The sequence below is a fragment of the Loktanella sp. PT4BL genome (genome assembly GCF_003201935.1).
In the GTDB taxonomy this organism is placed as follows: Bacteria; Pseudomonadota; Alphaproteobacteria; order Rhodobacterales; family Rhodobacteraceae; genus Yoonia.
Genome location: NZ_QJJL01000011.1, coordinates 32230 through 48273, shown reverse-complemented (window position 1 = coordinate 48273; position 16044 = coordinate 32230). Strand labels below are relative to the sequence as shown.

The 16044-nt window shown below is 61.2% G+C and carries 10 protein-coding genes; 5 read left to right on the top strand and 5 right to left on the bottom strand.

The window, feature by feature from the left end:
- Nucleotides 1-200: 200 nt before the first annotated feature.
- The 5 genes from C7964_RS18215 to C7964_RS18195 form a co-directional block, all read right to left on the bottom strand.
- Nucleotides 201-446 (bottom strand): hypothetical protein, encoded by a 246-nt coding sequence (locus C7964_RS18215; protein WP_110281007.1) that lies wholly within the window; start codon nucleotides 444-446, stop codon nucleotides 201-203.
- A gap of 192 nt (nucleotides 447-638) precedes the next feature.
- Nucleotides 639-1826 (bottom strand): outer membrane protein transport protein, encoded by a 1188-nt coding sequence (locus C7964_RS18210; protein ID WP_110281006.1) that lies wholly within the window; start codon nucleotides 1824-1826, stop codon nucleotides 639-641.
- A 386-nt stretch (nucleotides 1827-2212) separates the two neighbouring features.
- On the bottom strand, nucleotides 2213-2335 hold the full coding sequence (locus C7964_RS20270; RefSeq protein WP_286164055.1) for a hypothetical protein: 123 nt from the start codon (nucleotides 2333-2335) through the stop codon (nucleotides 2213-2215).
- Complete coding sequence (gene hslV / locus C7964_RS18200; RefSeq protein ID WP_110281004.1) at nucleotides 2332-2820, bottom strand: ATP-dependent protease subunit HslV; 489 nt, start codon at nucleotides 2818-2820, stop codon at nucleotides 2332-2334. Before hslV ends, C7964_RS20270 begins: the two co-directional genes overlap by 4 nt.
- A gap of 99 nt (nucleotides 2821-2919) precedes the next feature.
- Complete coding sequence (locus C7964_RS18195; protein WP_220000200.1) at nucleotides 2920-4452, bottom strand: alpha/beta hydrolase; 1533 nt, start codon at nucleotides 4450-4452, stop codon at nucleotides 2920-2922.
- 352 nt (nucleotides 4453-4804) lie between these two features.
- On the opposite strand from C7964_RS18195, the gene C7964_RS18190 reads away from it, so the two are divergent.
- Genes C7964_RS18190 through C7964_RS18170 form a run of 5 tightly spaced genes read left to right on the top strand, consistent with a single transcriptional unit; the run spans nucleotide 4805 to nucleotide 16036 of the window.
- The gene (locus C7964_RS18190) at nucleotides 4805-10471 is read left to right on the top strand and encodes a beta strand repeat-containing protein (RefSeq protein ID WP_110281002.1); all 5667 of its coding nucleotides are present in this window, start codon (nucleotides 4805-4807) and stop codon (nucleotides 10469-10471) included.
- A 21-nt stretch (nucleotides 10472-10492) separates the two neighbouring features.
- Nucleotides 10493-11248 carry a SapC family protein gene (locus C7964_RS18185; protein ID WP_220000199.1) on the top strand — a complete coding sequence of 252 codons (756 nt, stop codon included), beginning with the start codon at nucleotides 10493-10495 and terminating at the stop codon, nucleotides 11246-11248.
- Between the two features lie 59 nt (nucleotides 11249-11307).
- On the top strand, nucleotides 11308-12555 hold the full coding sequence (locus tag C7964_RS18180; RefSeq protein WP_181417241.1) for a TolC family protein: 1248 nt from the start codon (nucleotides 11308-11310) through the stop codon (nucleotides 12553-12555).
- Nucleotides 12552-14726, top strand: coding sequence for a type I secretion system permease/ATPase (locus tag C7964_RS18175; protein ID WP_110280999.1), 2175 nt, complete (start codon nucleotides 12552-12554; stop codon nucleotides 14724-14726). Before C7964_RS18180 ends, C7964_RS18175 begins: the two co-directional genes overlap by 4 nt.
- Complete coding sequence (locus C7964_RS18170) at nucleotides 14726-16036, top strand: HlyD family type I secretion periplasmic adaptor subunit (RefSeq protein WP_181417240.1); 1311 nt, start codon at nucleotides 14726-14728, stop codon at nucleotides 16034-16036. Before C7964_RS18175 ends, C7964_RS18170 begins: the two co-directional genes overlap by 1 nt.
- Nucleotides 16037-16044 lie beyond the last annotated feature (8 nt).

Here is a 16044-nt window from a genome sequence, read left to right as displayed (position 1 = left end):
TTTTGATGACCACGCTTTCGATTTTATTCCCGTGTAGCAGTCATGGGCCGCATGCCCTTGCCTGTTTCCGTAACACCGCATAGTCCGCCAGCCACCCAACGATTAGCGTGCCTTCAGGCAATGCAGCGAGTTCTCCAGCAACCTGCGTCTGTTCCGCCCGACTATATTCCACCACCGGCGGACAGTCACTGTCTGGAGCTTCAGAACCCACCACGGCGCAACCGGTCAAGAAGATCGTCGTGGCTGCGAGGGTGATCTGCGACCGCATCCAACATTTCGCGCTGTGCATGATCGATATGCTCCAAATTGGTCAGGCGCTCTGCTGCGCGCCCGGCGCGTTCGCCCGGGCGCCGCAGATTGAGGAGGAATAGGGTGGATGACAGGATCGTGAGGCTTGTCGCTGCCAAGCGGTGCACCCATCGGCGGGCAAGCGTAGTTTTCCACATCAGCGGCGTCCTTTTTGCCAATTATTTAGGCGGGCATAAACTGCCAACGACAAGTCCGGCAGGACCGAGGGCAATCGGAATGTAGCCAACTGTGAGTTAGGGGACGACCAGAAGAATTGCGATTTGTGTTTCGGCCAGCACGTTGTCAATGCAATGGAAACCAAACAAACAGGCACTGCGCAGACCGCAACCTTAAAAACTATACCCAATATTGAGACCAAAGCCGAGCGCTGTATTGTTTTGAAACTCCGTTAAACCGTCGTTGGCGTCGCCAAGCACGGCATATTCAATACCGCCTGTGATTTCAACGGCGTCTATGGTGTAGCTTCCACCGATACCATAGCTTGCCAAACCGTCTGTCGGTGCAAGGCGGGACGAGATACCGCCTTGGGCATCCTCGTAAGTTACACGAGCAAATACTGAAAGATCTTCGCTTATGCGGCGTCCGACGCCAAGCCGGTATGTGTAAACGTCATCGTCCAGCCCCGTGACCCTGTCACCTGTCAGGCCTTCATAGACGCTCGGACGGACTTCCCAGACGGACCATTCGCTCCAGCGGATGCTGCCGAACACCAACGTATCGGTGGCCACGCCAGACTGGAAGTCGAGCGTGACAGATTGCGGCATCTCGATGTTGAAAGTGCCTCTGGAACTGTCTGCCCCGATGGCTGGAAGTGTTTCGCTTGAACCGAAATCATGTGTCAGACCGCTTTCATAGGTCAGCGCGACACGAAGTGCGATTTCGGGGCGTTCATAGGCTGCTCCAATGATATAGCCAACCTGTGTGTTCTGGTCGGTCTTGGCACTATAGCTCAGCGCTCCATCGGGCGACTGGACGAGTGCAATCGCATTTTGTAGCGCGTCGGGGAGAGGGTTGATCGAAGGAAGCGGATCAGGAATCTGGCTCGCGATACCGGCGCGGATCAGCTGGTCGGGGATCATGATCTCGGCCTTCGACTGTACTGCGCGCAGACCGCCATAGACAGCAATTCGGGGTGCGGCCTGATACTTGACAACTGCTGCCGCTTGGTTGCTTTCCCAAATTGCGGTCAAACCCTCATAAAAGCCCGTCGTGTATTCTGCGTCGGCCCCGAAAGGTTGGTTAAGAAACACAGCGAGGTCGATCTTGTCCGTAATGCCGTATTTGAGCGCGAAACCAACTGAAGTGTAGTTGTTGGCCATATTGTCGGTCGTTCCGCCACCAACGGTACCAGGAAAATCACCACTGACATCCGGTGTTGTCGAAGAAAAGGACAGCTGTGCATAGTTGCCGTCTTCGAACAAAACCGAATAGGCGTTCCCCGCGCGGTCAAGCCCGCCTGCTTGTACGATACTGGTAGTGAGTAGAAGCACAGACCCAAGCACAATGGCGTTTTTCATCTATCAGGTCCCCGCTTTGATAAAGGTAATTTCAAAGCTTAGGATGCAGTGCTGGGCATTCAAAGTCATCGTGTCAAAAGATACTAGGAGGGCGGATCGGGAAGTGAATGGAGGCATCCTGATGATAAAGACGCTTGCCGCGTTGCTGGCGAACATCACCGAAAGGGCGATTGCGAGGGCGACCATCCGCCGTTTGCGCACGAATTATTTCTGCAAAAGCCACAAAATGCTGCTGCCCTCAAGACCGATGAGGACAGTAGAGCGCTGCCAGCCTGCGACCTGATCCGCCAGCACTACGGCGACCACGCAACCAGCCGGTGGACAGGCTCAGCAAGCCGATGACGATGAAAATCTCGTTGAACCCTTTGAGAAGCTCAAAGGGTTTGTCACCTGCGGCAAGGTTCTCGCGCGTCGCGGCGGCTGTCGGAGAGGGCGATCACGCTGGCGGCCCGTTTTTCGTCGATCAGACCGGTGGCGTCAGCGGCGCGGATATCGTCGCGTTCCATCATCCGTCGATTCTTTCCACTGTCAGGTTGCCGTTGGTCATCATCGCGCGGCCACCGGCCAGCGCATCGTTGCCGCCCGATCCCATGGCGGCAATGTCATGTTGGGGTGTCAGCACGTCGCCCGCGCCGGTGATCACGAAAAGGTCATTGCCGTCGCTGACGATCAGCATCGCTTCGAGTTTTTGCAGGTATTTTTCGGTGCACCAGTCTTTGGCCAGATTCACGTTGGCGCGGGCGAATTGCCCCGGCGAGGCTTCGAGTTTGCTGTCCAGCCGTTCCATTAGGGTGAAGGCATGCGCTGTGGATGCCGCAAATCTGCAGATCATATCTTGAGTAGCGGGAGAAAGCCTGGGGACTTTGCGGGCGTTGCTCTTGATGACGGTTTGGCCAAGGCTGATCTGCCCGTTGCCCACGATGATGACCTTTCCGCCCTTATGCACTCCGACGATGTTTCTGCCGCGCCAGCCGGGAAATGCATCTTCTGTTATCCATCGCTCCTTGTGATTGTGTTGGGGGAATTATATGGCGGAAAACAACCCCGCGCTGCCGCAACGAAAGACGGCGCGGCAGTCATATGCGGGGTTGTCTTACGGCAAGTGCCGGTCGTCAGACAGCATCTGGCAAATTTCGTCAAACTTTTGGCCCAGCAGGAAATGGCCCGCATCATCGAAGCGGTGGATCGCGGCATTTGGCATCATGTCGGCCATGTCCTGTGCCGAGGATGCGGGGCAGATCGGGTCTTGGTTGCCATGCAGGAAAAGCAACGGGACGGGGACCGCACGCAGGTCGTGCGTCCAGTTGCGTTGCAGGTTCATCACCTCGTCCATCGAGGTATGGATTGCCTGATTGGCGATCAGCCGCAGCCAATCGGCCAGCTGGCCGTCGATGAATGCCGCGTCGAGCGTTGCCAGATCGGCGGGGGACTGGCGATACATGTACGACAGGGCACGTTGGGCCAGACCGGGGGCGCGGGCGATAGTGTTGTAAAGCCGTGTCATGCCGCTGACGACGAAGTGATCCTGTTTGATCCGTGCCGAAACCTCGGCGAAGAGGGTCCGTTGGTCGGTCACTGGCAAAGCCTGCGGTGTCGATACAAGAACCAGACCGGACACCCTGTCGGGATTTGCCGCCACAAAACGGGTGGCCCAGCCACAGCCGGCGCTGTCACCGATGCAAAGCAGTTTATCTTTGGTCAGGTAGTCAAGTGCGCGGGCAAGGGAGGATATCGCGCGGGCCTGCCGGATATCGGGGCTCATCGCGGTTTCGAGGCCGACGAAATGGCGGGGCATCATCAAAAGGCGCAGGTTCTGCGCCACCAGTTTGCTGTGCAGGTCACGGGTAAGAATGACCGGCGCAAGCATGCTGTGAAAGTAAAGCACCGGACGCCCTGATCTGGCCCCGAAATCCCAGATCGGAATCTCAGGGCTATCCGCGACGCTGATCCGGTTGATTGTGATGGTCTTGCCATAGTGCTTTTTGGCCAGCAGCGTTTCGGCATCATGGGCTGGCTGGGCGAGAAGTTCGTTCACAAGCCAGACCGTCAGATCCAGGGCCAATGTGCGCACAAGTGCTGTCTGGGAATTCAGCCCCAGCTTTTCCAATACTTTCTGGATCTGCTTGCGTTTGGTGTCATAGGTGGCGCCGACGCGGGCTGCGGCGGTTTTCAGGTCAAGCCCTTCCAGCAAAAGTCCGACAAGCTGGAATTCGCTGGGCGTCAGCTTGCCGTGCGGCGCGGTGCCCACGGCGATCGAGACCAGTTGTGCGGGCGAGATATGGGCCGCAACGAATGCCGCGGATGACGGCACATCCGGCCAGCGGTCAAGGCCGTCAAACGTAAAGTACAAGCCATCATCCGCAAGGATAAAACCGCTGCCTGACTTTTGCCCTTCGGGACGGACAAGTCGAGGGGGGAACGGATGCCCCATCGGATCGGATGTGACCAATCCGTTGGCCTGATCATAAAGTCCGACCGACAAGTGGCTGTGCCCGAAGGTGCGGTAAAAGAACCGCTCTTCCGCGGTATCGGAAGAGGCCTTTGTGAGGTTTTGCTCGATCGTGTCATCTGCCCATGAGGGCAGGGCAGTGCGCAGGGTTCGCGCCAGACGCGGGAGCCGTTTCATATGCTTGTTCATGGCGTTCCTGCAGGGCTTTGGGGGTTCGTCATCTTCATCTCATTTTGACTTTCGCATATTATACGAGATTTTTCTGCAACACCCCCCCCTAAAGGGGGGTGAAACGACCTCGGAAACGGCGGAACCTTTGTGTTGCGTAAGGGTCTCGGCTGACGACCCGCGCTGTTTTGGGAAATGGATGATGGTTTGTTGCGACTGAAACCCCAATTGCGATTGCTGGCGGTCCCTTTGGGCATTGCGGGACCGACAGCTGTCATCCGGCAGGCCTGTCCGTCGCGCGCCCCTGGCCTGAACTCTGCCCCACATTCCGATTGCCCCCCACTCTGAACTGGAGAGACATTTGACCTTTCAGGCCCCGACCCCCCGCAAGACCATCCGTATCAACCCTGCCCTTGATCGCGGCTGCGCCCTGCCGGGTGTGTTTTTGTCGCATGATCTGCAGCCGGATGCGCTGTCAGATGCGGAGGCGGTGCGGATTCCGCAAAGGCCAGACGCGCGGCGGAAATTCCTGAAAGCCTGGGCGCACAAGAACAGCCGCAGGATTGCGCAGGGTCTGGGGGTGATCTCGCTGATCGTGCCAATGGCCGGCATGGCGGCGGCGCAGGAGGGGCCGGTTGCGGCAGAGAGCATCGCCGGTGTGGTTGATGTCTCCTTGCAGGATGACGGCTCGGCCATCATCACCCTGGCCGACGGGCGGCAGCTTCGGATTGGGCGCGACAATATCTCAGTGGGCGATGACGGGGCGATCCTGCTGTCTGGCCCCGCTGCCGAGGCGGTGATGGTCGCTGCCGCCGAAATCTCTCCCACCGATGGCGGGGACAGTTTTGCGGCACTGGGTGCGGGTGTCGGTGGGTTGGCGCTGCTGGCTGCGGCCGCCGGTGGTGGCGGTGGTGATGGCGGTGGCGGGGGCACGACCCCTGACCCTGTGGAACTGGGCTTTGCGGTCGACGGGTATCTGTCAGGTGCCACGGTTTACGGTGATGCCAACGGCAACCTTGTGCTGGACGCAGGCGAAATCCAGACCGTCACCGGCAGCGACGGTAGCTTCAACACAGCGATTTTCCCCGACGATGTGCCGCTTGTGACCATCGGCGGCATCGATATTTCGACAGGCGAAACTTTCACCGGCACGCTGACCGCCCCTGCCGGATCGACGAATATCACCCCGCTGACAACGCTGGTACAAAAGCTAGTCGCGGATACGGCTGGGACCGACACGCCGATCTCGGTGGCGGATGCGACGGCAAGTGTCGCGTCCTCTCTGGGGCTGGAGGGGGATGCCGCCGAGCTGCTGACGGTTGACCCTGCGGCGCTTGCCGAAAGCGGTGACACGACGCAATTGCAGGCTGCCGCCAAGGTGGCTGCCGTGATCAACCTTGTCACCGCCGCGGCCCCGGACGATCAAGCGGCGGTGGACAGCGTGCTGTCGGCTCTGACCGCAGACCTGACCGACGGTGGCGATGATCCCTTCACCTCGCCCCCAGCTATCGAAGCGGCGCTGACGGCGGCGGGTGACGGCATTCAGGTGAACACAACGGATCTTGCCAATGTGATCGCCGATGTGGCCACCGAGATCGACTCGGCGGTGGATCTGGCCACGCTGGAACAGGTCCAGACAGCCGTGCAGGGGGATTTGACAGAGGCGGTCACGACCTCGGTCGGGGATACATCGGAGACTTCGGCGCTTGCGACGACGGTTGTGACCGAAACGATTGCCACCACAGTCGGTCTGCGTCCGGTCATTACCGGTTCTACCTCCCTGCCTGACCCTGTGGCCGAAGGCACCGCTATCACGATCAGCGGCACGGGGCGTGCCGGATCGACCGTTGTGGTGGAACTCGGCGAAGCGACCCGTGCCGTCGCCGTCGACGGGTCCGGCGATTGGAGCGTCGAGTTCACCGGAGCCAGCTATCTTGCCGCAGGAGAGGACGAAGGGACCGTCACGGTCGTCGCAACAGCGACCGCCGGTGGGGTGACATCTTCTCCAGCACTTGGCGCGCCCAGCTACGAGATTGACGCCCTGCCACCCGTTACGCCTGCCTTCGATATTGCGGATGCGACTATTGACGCTGCGGGCATTGCTGCGGTCGAGATCAGCGGCACTGCCGAGCCGGATACGACGGTACGGCTGGAATCGACGCTTTTCGCTGCCTCGATCGACGTATCGGTGGATGGTGAAGGCGTCTGGACGACGGGTGCGCTGGACCTGAGTGCTGCCGGAGATGACAGCTACACCATCACGGCGACATCGACGGACGCGGCAGGCAATACCTCACCCGCCGCAACGGCGGATCGGGTGGTGGATGCATCTGCACCTGCTGCGCCGGCCTTCGATATTGCGGATGCAACCATTGATGCTGCGGGCATTGCGTCGGTCGAGATCAGCGGCACTGCCGAGCCAGATACGACGGTACGGCTGGAGTCGACGCTTTTCGCTGCCCCGATCGAGGTATCGGTAGATGATGAAGGCGTCTGGACAACGGCTGCGCTGGACCTGAGCGCTGCCGGAGATGACAGCTACATCATCACCGCGACATCGACGGATGCGGCAGGCAATACTTCGCCCACTGCAACGGCAGAGCGGGTGGTGGATGCATCTGCCCCTGCCGCGCCGACGATTGATATGGTCGCGGGGGACAACTTTGTCGGCCTCGCGGATGTGACAAATGACACCTATACGATCACCGGCACGAACGAGGCAGGGACGAGCGTTGAAGTGAGTGTCGACGGGACGGTCGGGCAGGCGGATGTGAGCGGCACGACGTGGAGCTTTGATATCGCGGTCACGCCAGTAACGGAGTTTTCGCAGAACACGATCTTTGCGGTGGCGACGGATGCGGCGGGCAACGACTCGCCCGCGTCGGCGACGGTGCAGGTGAATGTTGATCTGGATACCCCGCCCGCTCCTGCCTTTGACGTGGCCAGCGGCACCATCGATGCTGCTGGCATTGCGGCGGTTGTGATCAGTGGCACTGCAGAACCGGATACGACGGTACAGCTGGTATCATCAATTTTCGCCGCCCCAATCGAGGTGCCGGTGGATGGTGAAGGCGTCTGGACGACGGGCGCGCTGGACCTGAGCGCTGCCGGAGATGACAGCTACACTATTACGGCGACATCGACGGACGCGGCAGGCAATACCTCGGCCTCGGCCACGGCAGAGCGGGTGGTGGATGCATCTGCCCCTGCCGTGCCGACGATTGATGTGGTCGCGGGGGACAACTTTGTCGGCCTCGCGGATGTGACGAATGACGCCTATACGATCACCGGCACGACCGAGGCAGGGACGAGCGTTGAAGTGAGTGTCGATGGAACGGTCGGGCAGGCCGATGTGAGCGGCACGACGTGGAGCTATGATATCGCGGTCACGCCGGAGACGGAGTTCTCGCAGAACACGATCTTTGCGGTAGCGGCGGATTCGGCGGGCAATGCCTCTCCCGCGTCGGCGACGGTGCAGGTGAATGTCGATCTGGATATCCCGCCACAGCCAAGCTTTGACGCGTTGGATGGCACGATTGATGCCTCCGGTATCGGCTCTGTCGTGATCAGCGGATCGGGCGAACCAAACACGACGGTCACTCTGGAATCGACACTTTTTGACGCTCCGATTGAGGTTTCTGTTGGTCTGGACAGTAAATGGGCAACTGGCGCACTTGATCTGACCGAAGCAACAGATGCGACCTATACGATCACAGCCACATCTGTTGATCTGGCTGGCAATACCTCGCCTTCCGCGACGGCTGAGCGCGTGGTGGACGTTGTGCCAAATGACGCGCCGGTCATCCGTATTTTTGATATTCCTGCAGGTTTTGAGTATTCTGCGGGTGAACTTGTTGTCTACGATGGTGAAGAATTGTCGATGATCACCACGGACGACGGAGTAAACGAAAGCTTGCGGGGCACCATCACGAACACGCCCGTGGGCACCGAGATCACGCTGACGGTGCAGGATGCCGCTGGTAACAATTTGATAGGGCCCTATACCGCTACGACGGCGTTGGATGAAAACGATGAGGTCGGGTTTGTTCTTGAGATACCTGACGTTGATGTATTGGGGCTTGATCCCATGACCCAATCGGCAACCGTTACGATTTCAGGTGGCGGCGGGGAATTTCTCCTCAAGTCCATCGTCAATTCCGGCCTTGGTGATCCGGAAAGCGGGCAATTCCTTGCTGGAGGGGCGGTGATCGAACCTTTCACCGACATTGGTGTCTTCGGGGCGGAAGGCGCGACGACGCGCACGATCCTTGAGGGACAGGAGATGACCAACGGGCAGACTGTGGTGATCGCCGAGATCATCGACACCGCCGATACCGATTCCGAGCAATACACCGCGATACTGGTCTATGACGGCGAGTCGTCGGCTCCGATCCGGTCTTTTGCCTTTGATGGCGGGGCGGGAGCTGATGTCACCGCGCGGACCACAAAGATCGACGTCCGTGCCGACGGTCTTGTCCTCACCCAGCTTAATGTTGTTGATGACGGCAACGGGAACCTGTCACAGGGCGATCCGTTGTTTACCGTTTATAATATTCCGGCAGCCTCGGTCGCTGCGGCTATTCCGGACGGGTCGGGCACGGAGGTGAATATCAACACCGGCGCTGCCGGCGTGACCAGCACGCCGATTACCTTGGCCGATTTCGGCGGCGTCTTGCCGGAGGGCGAGTTTTACGACCTCGATTTCCTGCCCGATGCGCCGGGTAATCCGGTATTCGTCGCGGTGCGGGATACCATCGCCGAGGGCAACTCGGTGACCGCAGCAATGATCGGGACGATCGATATGGCCAATGGCGAGGTGATAAAGCGCGTTATTGCAACAACCGAAGTGGCGGAATTCGGAAGCTATGACCGCGCGGCGGTTCTTGACCTGATCGAGACGGATATCGACGGCAATTATGTCAGCCTGACGCTGTCGGCACCTGATGAGGGAGACGGCTTTACCCGCACCGAGACATTCGATTTCGCAACTGAGAAATTCACCGGAGGCACGCTCGGGATTGATGACAACCGCGATCTGATGGTCGCGACGGAATTCCGCGAGGTTCTTGACGGAGGCGACGAAACAATCGGCACGGATGACGATGTGATCATCGTCGGCAACCAGACGGCGGATGCGGGTATTGTGCAGCTCAATGTGACCGGCGGGGTAGCGACGTTGGCCATTTCAACACAGGCATTGTTGTCGTTTTTCGATGGCGTGCCTGATGTTGGCACCGAGCCGATTTTGGTACAGTTCGATCTTTTCGTCGCAGGGAGTGTGGCACCCGATCTGGGCACCTTGACGGGTGGCACCTATACGGCGGCAGATCCCGCAGGGGCGCTATCGGCATATTCAACAGGGATCGAGACAACGCGGGTCACGCTGGATATTGATCTGCAAGGGGTGCGGGCACTTGCAACACCACCCGAGACGCTTGACCTTGCCAGTGTTGATGTCAGTGGGGCGGATGGGTCGACGTTCTACGGGCTTGGGGTCGGCTTTGTCGAAGGTGAAGGTGTAGACCCCGTCTTTGACGGGTTCGAGTTGGTCGGCGGCGTAGAGGACTTTGGGCGTAAGACCGTCGTCCTTGAAAACAGTCAGGGGCGCGGCGGTTTCGATATCGTGAGCGGGTTCGATTCATCCAATGACGATGCATCGAAACAGGACTTGCTGGTCATCGAGGCGGATTTCGGGAATTTCCGTGGTGAGGGGATCGCATCTGTCGGTGCCAGCCCTGTGACCTTGGGCAACGACACGGGGATCGTCATCTTCGAAGGTGTGACCGAGGATGATGACCTTGCCGTCATCGCAAGGGCCGATGCTGCAAACCTCGGGCTGGCGCAGGATGAGGCGATCATCGTCGTGACGGCGAATGAGGATGAAACCTCGCTCTGGACGCTGACGTTCGACGGGACTGACTATCAATCGGACAGCTTTGGCAGGCTGACGGGGGTCACGGCGAACGATCTGGCATCCATCACCGATGACGGGTTCACCAACATTGCGCTGCAGTTACCGCAGGTCTGATGTGATCAGGGGCCGGTCGCTTTGATCGACTGGCCCCGATCCAAGCGCTCCATGTCACAGGTTAAACCCCTTTCCTTTGCCGATCACGGTGCCTTGTGCTGGCACCCTTCGACTGTGCCTGTCTTTCAGCGTGGGCAGGGGCATATTCCCGTCGCCCTTGACGAGATCGCGGCACTTGCGCTGCAGGTGCCGCTAATGGTGCGGGCCACTGGCGATCTGGCGGAACCTGCGATCCCCGTGCGCGCCCTTGAGCAGGCCTGGCCTGCGTTCTTCGGTCAGGGAGGCCGGTGGTCGACGGCGGTGAGCCCTTGGGCCTTGCGGCATGGTCCGTTTCAAATAGCCCCTTCGCCGCTTGGCGACCTGGTGCTGGTCGATGTGGGCCAGCTTGTGCCTGAGGCGGACCAGGGCGACAGTGTCCAGCCCCTGTTTTTGGATGATACGGCTCTTGCACCCGTGACGGAACACCGCCTAATCCGGCTGCGGGCGTGGCGGGAAAGCCGGATCGCGGCACGCAAGGCGGCGACCGCGCTGCAACAGGCCGGCTGTCTGGTGCCTTGGCAAGATAGTGCCGTATGGCGGATCGTGGATGCAGCGGCGCTTGCCGCGCTCTCGGGGACGGTGGTGGGCAAGCTGCATGGGGTTGGCGCGGTTGGTCTGGCGCATATTTTGCAGGTCTCGCAGGGGCATCTTGACCTGCACCGCGCATCACCGCCGTCTCCCGTAGAGAAGCCGCCAGAGGATGCATTTCTTTCCGTCCTTCGTGAGGGGTTTTTATGAGGGTGGGGTTGGTTCATCTGTGTGTCCCGCTGTTTTTGGCCGCGTGTTCGGCGCCGCCGGTGGATGCGCCTGAAGGGGACGTGCCGATGGTGGCGGTTGTCGAGGCGGCTGAGACCGATCTGGCGACGGGGGCGGCGCCGGTCCATGCGCAAACGCCGCTTGGGGTCGCCTTGCAGCGGGCCATTACCGAGGGTCCGTCTTTGGCCGTCGCGCGTGCGAGAGAAGCGGTCTCGGTCGCTGCGGTGACCGAAGCCGAGGGCGCATGGCGCCCCAGTATCAGAGCGGGGGTCGACGCAGGCGTCAGCACGGCAAGTGACCCAAGCCTTGTGCCGGTCTTACGCCTGAGCCAGCAGATTTTCGATGGGGGCGTGTCCGAGAAAGAGGCTGCTGCGGCGCGGGTCCGCGTCGCGCAAGCGCAGGCAGAAACCCGTTCGCAACTGGCCCGACGGGCGCTGGCTGCGATCCGTGCGTGGGAAGAGTTGTATCTGGCGCGGGGCTTGTTGACGATTGCGGCAGAGGCGGACGCGCGGAACCAAAGATTTTCTGATCAGATCGCATTGCGTCTGCGTGCGGGCGTCGGGCGCAATGCCGATATGCTGCGTGTCGCATCACGCCGCGCCGAGGCAGCGGCCCTGCTTGCCTCGGCGCAAGGGCGGGTGCGTGCCGCAGAGACCCGCATTATCGAGTTGTTCGATGTGCCCCTTGACCCCGCGCCTCTGCCACTTGCACCTCCACCTGTCGCGGGGATCGACCGCAATCCGGCCCTGATCGCCCTCGAGGCGCAGGAACGCGCCGCACGGCGCGCGCGTGACGCCGTGATGGCGTCGCGGATGCCGAGCGTCTTTCTGGATGTGACTGCGCGGGCCCCTCAAAACAGCGATGCCTCAGTCGGGGCAGGGCTGCGCCTGGGCTATGACTTTGGCACGGACGGGCAGCGCAGCGCGGCCCTTGCCTCGGCTGAAGCGCAGGTCGCGCAGGCGGTTGCGGATCGTGAACTGACGGCCCGCGACCTGACCCGTGCGCTGGCGGATGCACGGGACCGGTCCGCGACATTGGCCGCCGAACTGGGGGCTGCACGCAATGCTGCCGAAACATCCGCTGCAGCGCTTGCCGATGCCGAGGCGCAGTTTGCGGGCGGGCGAGTTGATATCCTCGACCTGCTGGAACTGGGGCGCGATGTCGAAAGGACCGCCGCGCGGGCGCAAGAGCTGGCGTCCGAGGCGCGGATCGCGGGGTATGTGGTGCTCTATCTGACGGGCGAATTGCTGGAGGTTTTCGGCATCTGTGCAGAAGGGTGTCCGGCATGACGGCTGCAAGCCCGCTTTCTCAGGCCACGGCAAGCCTGACACCAGATGCGGATCAACCTGCGCCAGCCGCCACAGCGCGCACAGCCACGGCGGCGCAGCGGGCAGTCGCGAAATGCCTGTCGCATGCGGCATTGGTCCACGGCAGGCCGATTTCCAGCGCCTTGATGGAAGACGCCCTGCGCCCCGACGAAGTGGGCGGGTGGCTGAAGTCGCCGATTCGCGCGGCGCAGGCCGCGGGCTATGAGATCGGGTTCGGTGACGTCAAACCGGATGATCTGGATGCGACCCTGCTGCCAGCAGTTTTGCTGACGCAGACAGGGGCCGTAGTGGTCGAGGGGCGCGACAAGGGCGGCTGGCAGGTCTACGACCCGCGCCTTGGCGCGGAAGCGACAGTCATCGACGCCGCGCGACTGGCGCAAATCCTGACAGGTCAGGGAATCCTGTTGCGGCCCCGTGCACTGGGCGAGGATGGCAGCACGACGACTGGCCATTGGTTTCGCGGTGCACTTGCCCAGAACCGGTGGAGCTATGTTCAGGTGCTCATCGCCGCTGCGGTCGCGAATATTTTGGGGCTGACCACATCGCTGTTCGTGATGGTGGTCTATGACCGGATTTTGCCCAATCAGGCCATCGAAAGCCTGATTGCGCTTACGATTGGGGTCGGGATCGCGCTGCTGTTCGATTTTCTGATCCGCACGCTGCGGGCGGGTTTTATCGACCGTGCGGGGCAGCGGGCCGATCTGGTGATGGGGCGGGCCATCTTCGAGCGGCTGATGTCGCTGCAGCTTGCGGCGCGGGCAGGCTCGACAGGGTCTATCGCGTCGAGTTTGCGCGAATTCGATACGCTGCGCGATTTTTTCGCTTCGGCCTCGCTTGTGGCGATTGTCGATCTGCCCTTTATCTTGCTGTTCGTTGGCGTGATTTTCATGATCGGTGGGCCATTGGCCATCGTGCCGATGCTGGCGGTGCCGATTGTGCTGGTGGTGGCGCTTGCCGCGCAGCCTATCCTGACGCGACTGGCAGAAAGCAGTTTCAAGGACGGGCAATCCAAGCAGAGCGTGCTGTTCGAGGCGATTTCCGGTCTGGAAACCATCAAGGCCGCCCATGCCGAGACCCGCATGAAGGCGCGCTGGGAAAAGGCACTGACGACGCAGGCAAGCCATGGGGTGAAATCGCGCGCTGTCAGCCAGTTCGCCCTGAATGCGACGGCTTTTGTGCAGCAGACAGCGCAGATCGTGATCGTATTCTATGGTGTTTTGTTGATCACCGAGGGGGTGATCTCGATGGGTGCGCTGATTGCCTGTGTCATCCTGACGGGGCGGGCGCTGACGCCGTTGGCGCAAGTGGCGCAAACGCTGATGCGGATCAGCCAGGCGCGCACAGCCTATCGCGCTATCGACGCGCTGATGCGGGCCGATAGCGAGCGCGAGACCGGTCGCCACTACCTCAGCCGTGACCGGTTGCAGGGGCAGGTCAGCTTCCGCAATGTCAGCTTCGGCTATCCCAACAGCGACAGGACATCGCTGCAGGATGTGTCGCTTGATATCGCGGCGGGCGAGCGTGTGGCCATCCTTGGTCCGATCGGGTCGGGCAAGAGCACGCTTGCGCGGTTGGCCATCGGGTTATACCGCCCGCAGTCCGGTGCCGTGCTCCTCGACGGGGTGGATCTTCGCCAGATCGATCCGGGCGATCTACGGCGCAATGTCGGGTCGGTCTTGCAGGATAGCTGGCTGTTCTCGGGCAGTCTGCGCGAGAATATCGCCATCGGCGCCCCGCGTGCCAGCGATGCCGCGATCCTGCGCGCTGCGCAGATTGCCGGTGTCGACAGTTTCGTCGCGCATCTGCCTCAGGGATACGACTTTGTCGTGGGCGAGCGTGGCGAGGGTCTTTCAGGCGGGCAGCGTCAGGCGGTTGCACTGGCCCGCGCGCTGTTGAACGAACCTCCCGTGCTGCTTCTGGACGAGCCGACATCGGCCATGGATACGATGACCGAAGCCGCCCTGATCACGCGGTTGACCCCTGTTGTCGCGGGGCGCACCCTTTTGGTGGTGACGCATCGGCCCAGCCTGTTGCGGTTGGTGGACCGCGTGATCGTCGTGCAGGAGGGCAGGATCACCGCCGACGGGCCGCGCGACGACGTCTTGGGCACGCAATGGCAAAAGGCGACCTGATGGATCCCTATATCAAGGACGCACAGACATTCGCGCAAGAGGTCAAGGGCCGCAACCCGATCCGCGGCTCGCTGCTTTTGCTGGCGATCATCGCCTTTCTGGGGATTGCCGCGTTCTGGGCTGCGCAGACCGAGATCGACACTGTCACCCGCACCGACGGTCGTGTCGTGCCATCGGGTGAAGTGCAGATCGTGCAACCCGGTGAACCTGGCGTGATCACCAATATTCACGTCAGCGACGGTGATCTTGTGATGGCTGGCGATCCGCTTGTCACGCTTGACGCCACGCAGGTCGCGGGGGAGCTGGCGCGGCTGCAGATGCGTGCGCAGGCCCTGCAGCTTCGGATTGCGCGGCTGTCGGCTGAGATTGCGCAGGAGGATTTTGTCCTGACACGGGCCATCGGCCACCTGCCCCCTGCACGGTTCGCGGCGGAAAGAGCGCTGTATCTGGCGCGGAAAACTGCGCTTGAGCAAGAGATCGGCGTCTTGCAGTTGCAGATCGACCAGCGCCGCCATGAGGTGCGCGAGGCCGAAACACGGGTCGCCACCGCCGAGACGGCGCTCGGGCTGGTTGAAGAAGAGGTCGGCCTTATCGCGCCGCTGGTCACGGCCAATGTCGAGCCGCACACCCGCCTGATCGCGCTGCAAGGGCGTAGGACCGACGCCTTCGGGCGCCTGTCCGAGGCGAAATCGGCGGTCTTGCGGGCAGAGCTGGCCTTGGCCGAGTTGGATAACCGGATTACTTCGACCCTGTCGGCCTTCATCGCCGCGGCTGTGGAGGCACGTGTGATGGCAGAAGCGGAACTGGCAGAGCTTGAGGCAGTCTTGCCTTCAGTGGAAACGCGGCTGACCCGAGCCGTGCTGGTTGCGCCCGCGCGCGGGATCGTTAATCGGGTGCTGGCAACGACACGCGGCAGCCTTGCAAGGGCGGGGGAACCCCTCGTCGAGATTGTGCCGATCGATGATGACCTGCTGGTCGAGGCCTATCTGACACCGGCCGATGTCGCATTCGTGCGCGCGGGTCAAGATGTGCGGATCAACATCACCGCTTATGATCCGTCGCGCTATGGCGGGATCGACGGGCGAATCTTACGCGTCGGCGCGGATGCGGTCACCCGCCCCGACCGCGACGAACAGGCATTCATCGTCGAGATCGCAACCCTGACAAGGCTGACCGACGCTGCGGGCGATGCGGTCGAAATCCTCCCCGGCATGGTGGCACAGGTCGATATCCTGTCAGGCAAGCGTACCGTTCTCGACTACCTGATCGCGCCAGTGGTGCGGGTCAAGGAGACCGCATTCAGGGAATAAGAGATACT

Coding starts and splice junctions, on each gene's coding strand:
- C7964_RS18215 (WP_110281007.1), bottom strand. CDS start 446: ATGTGGAAAACTACGCTTGCCCGCCGATGGGTGCACCGCTTGGCAGCG.
- C7964_RS18170 (WP_181417240.1), top strand. CDS start 14,726: ATGGATCCCTATATCAAGGACGCACAGACATTCGCGCAAGAGGTCAAG.
- C7964_RS18175 (WP_110280999.1), top strand. CDS start 12,552: ATGACGGCTGCAAGCCCGCTTTCTCAGGCCACGGCAAGCCTGACACCA.
- C7964_RS18210 (WP_110281006.1), bottom strand. CDS start 1,826: ATGAAAAACGCCATTGTGCTTGGGTCTGTGCTTCTACTCACTACCAGT.
- C7964_RS20270 (WP_286164055.1), bottom strand. CDS start 2,335: ATGATGGAACGCGACGATATCCGCGCCGCTGACGCCACCGGTCTGATC.
- C7964_RS18195 (WP_220000200.1), bottom strand. CDS start 4,452: ATGAAACGGCTCCCGCGTCTGGCGCGAACCCTGCGCACTGCCCTGCCC.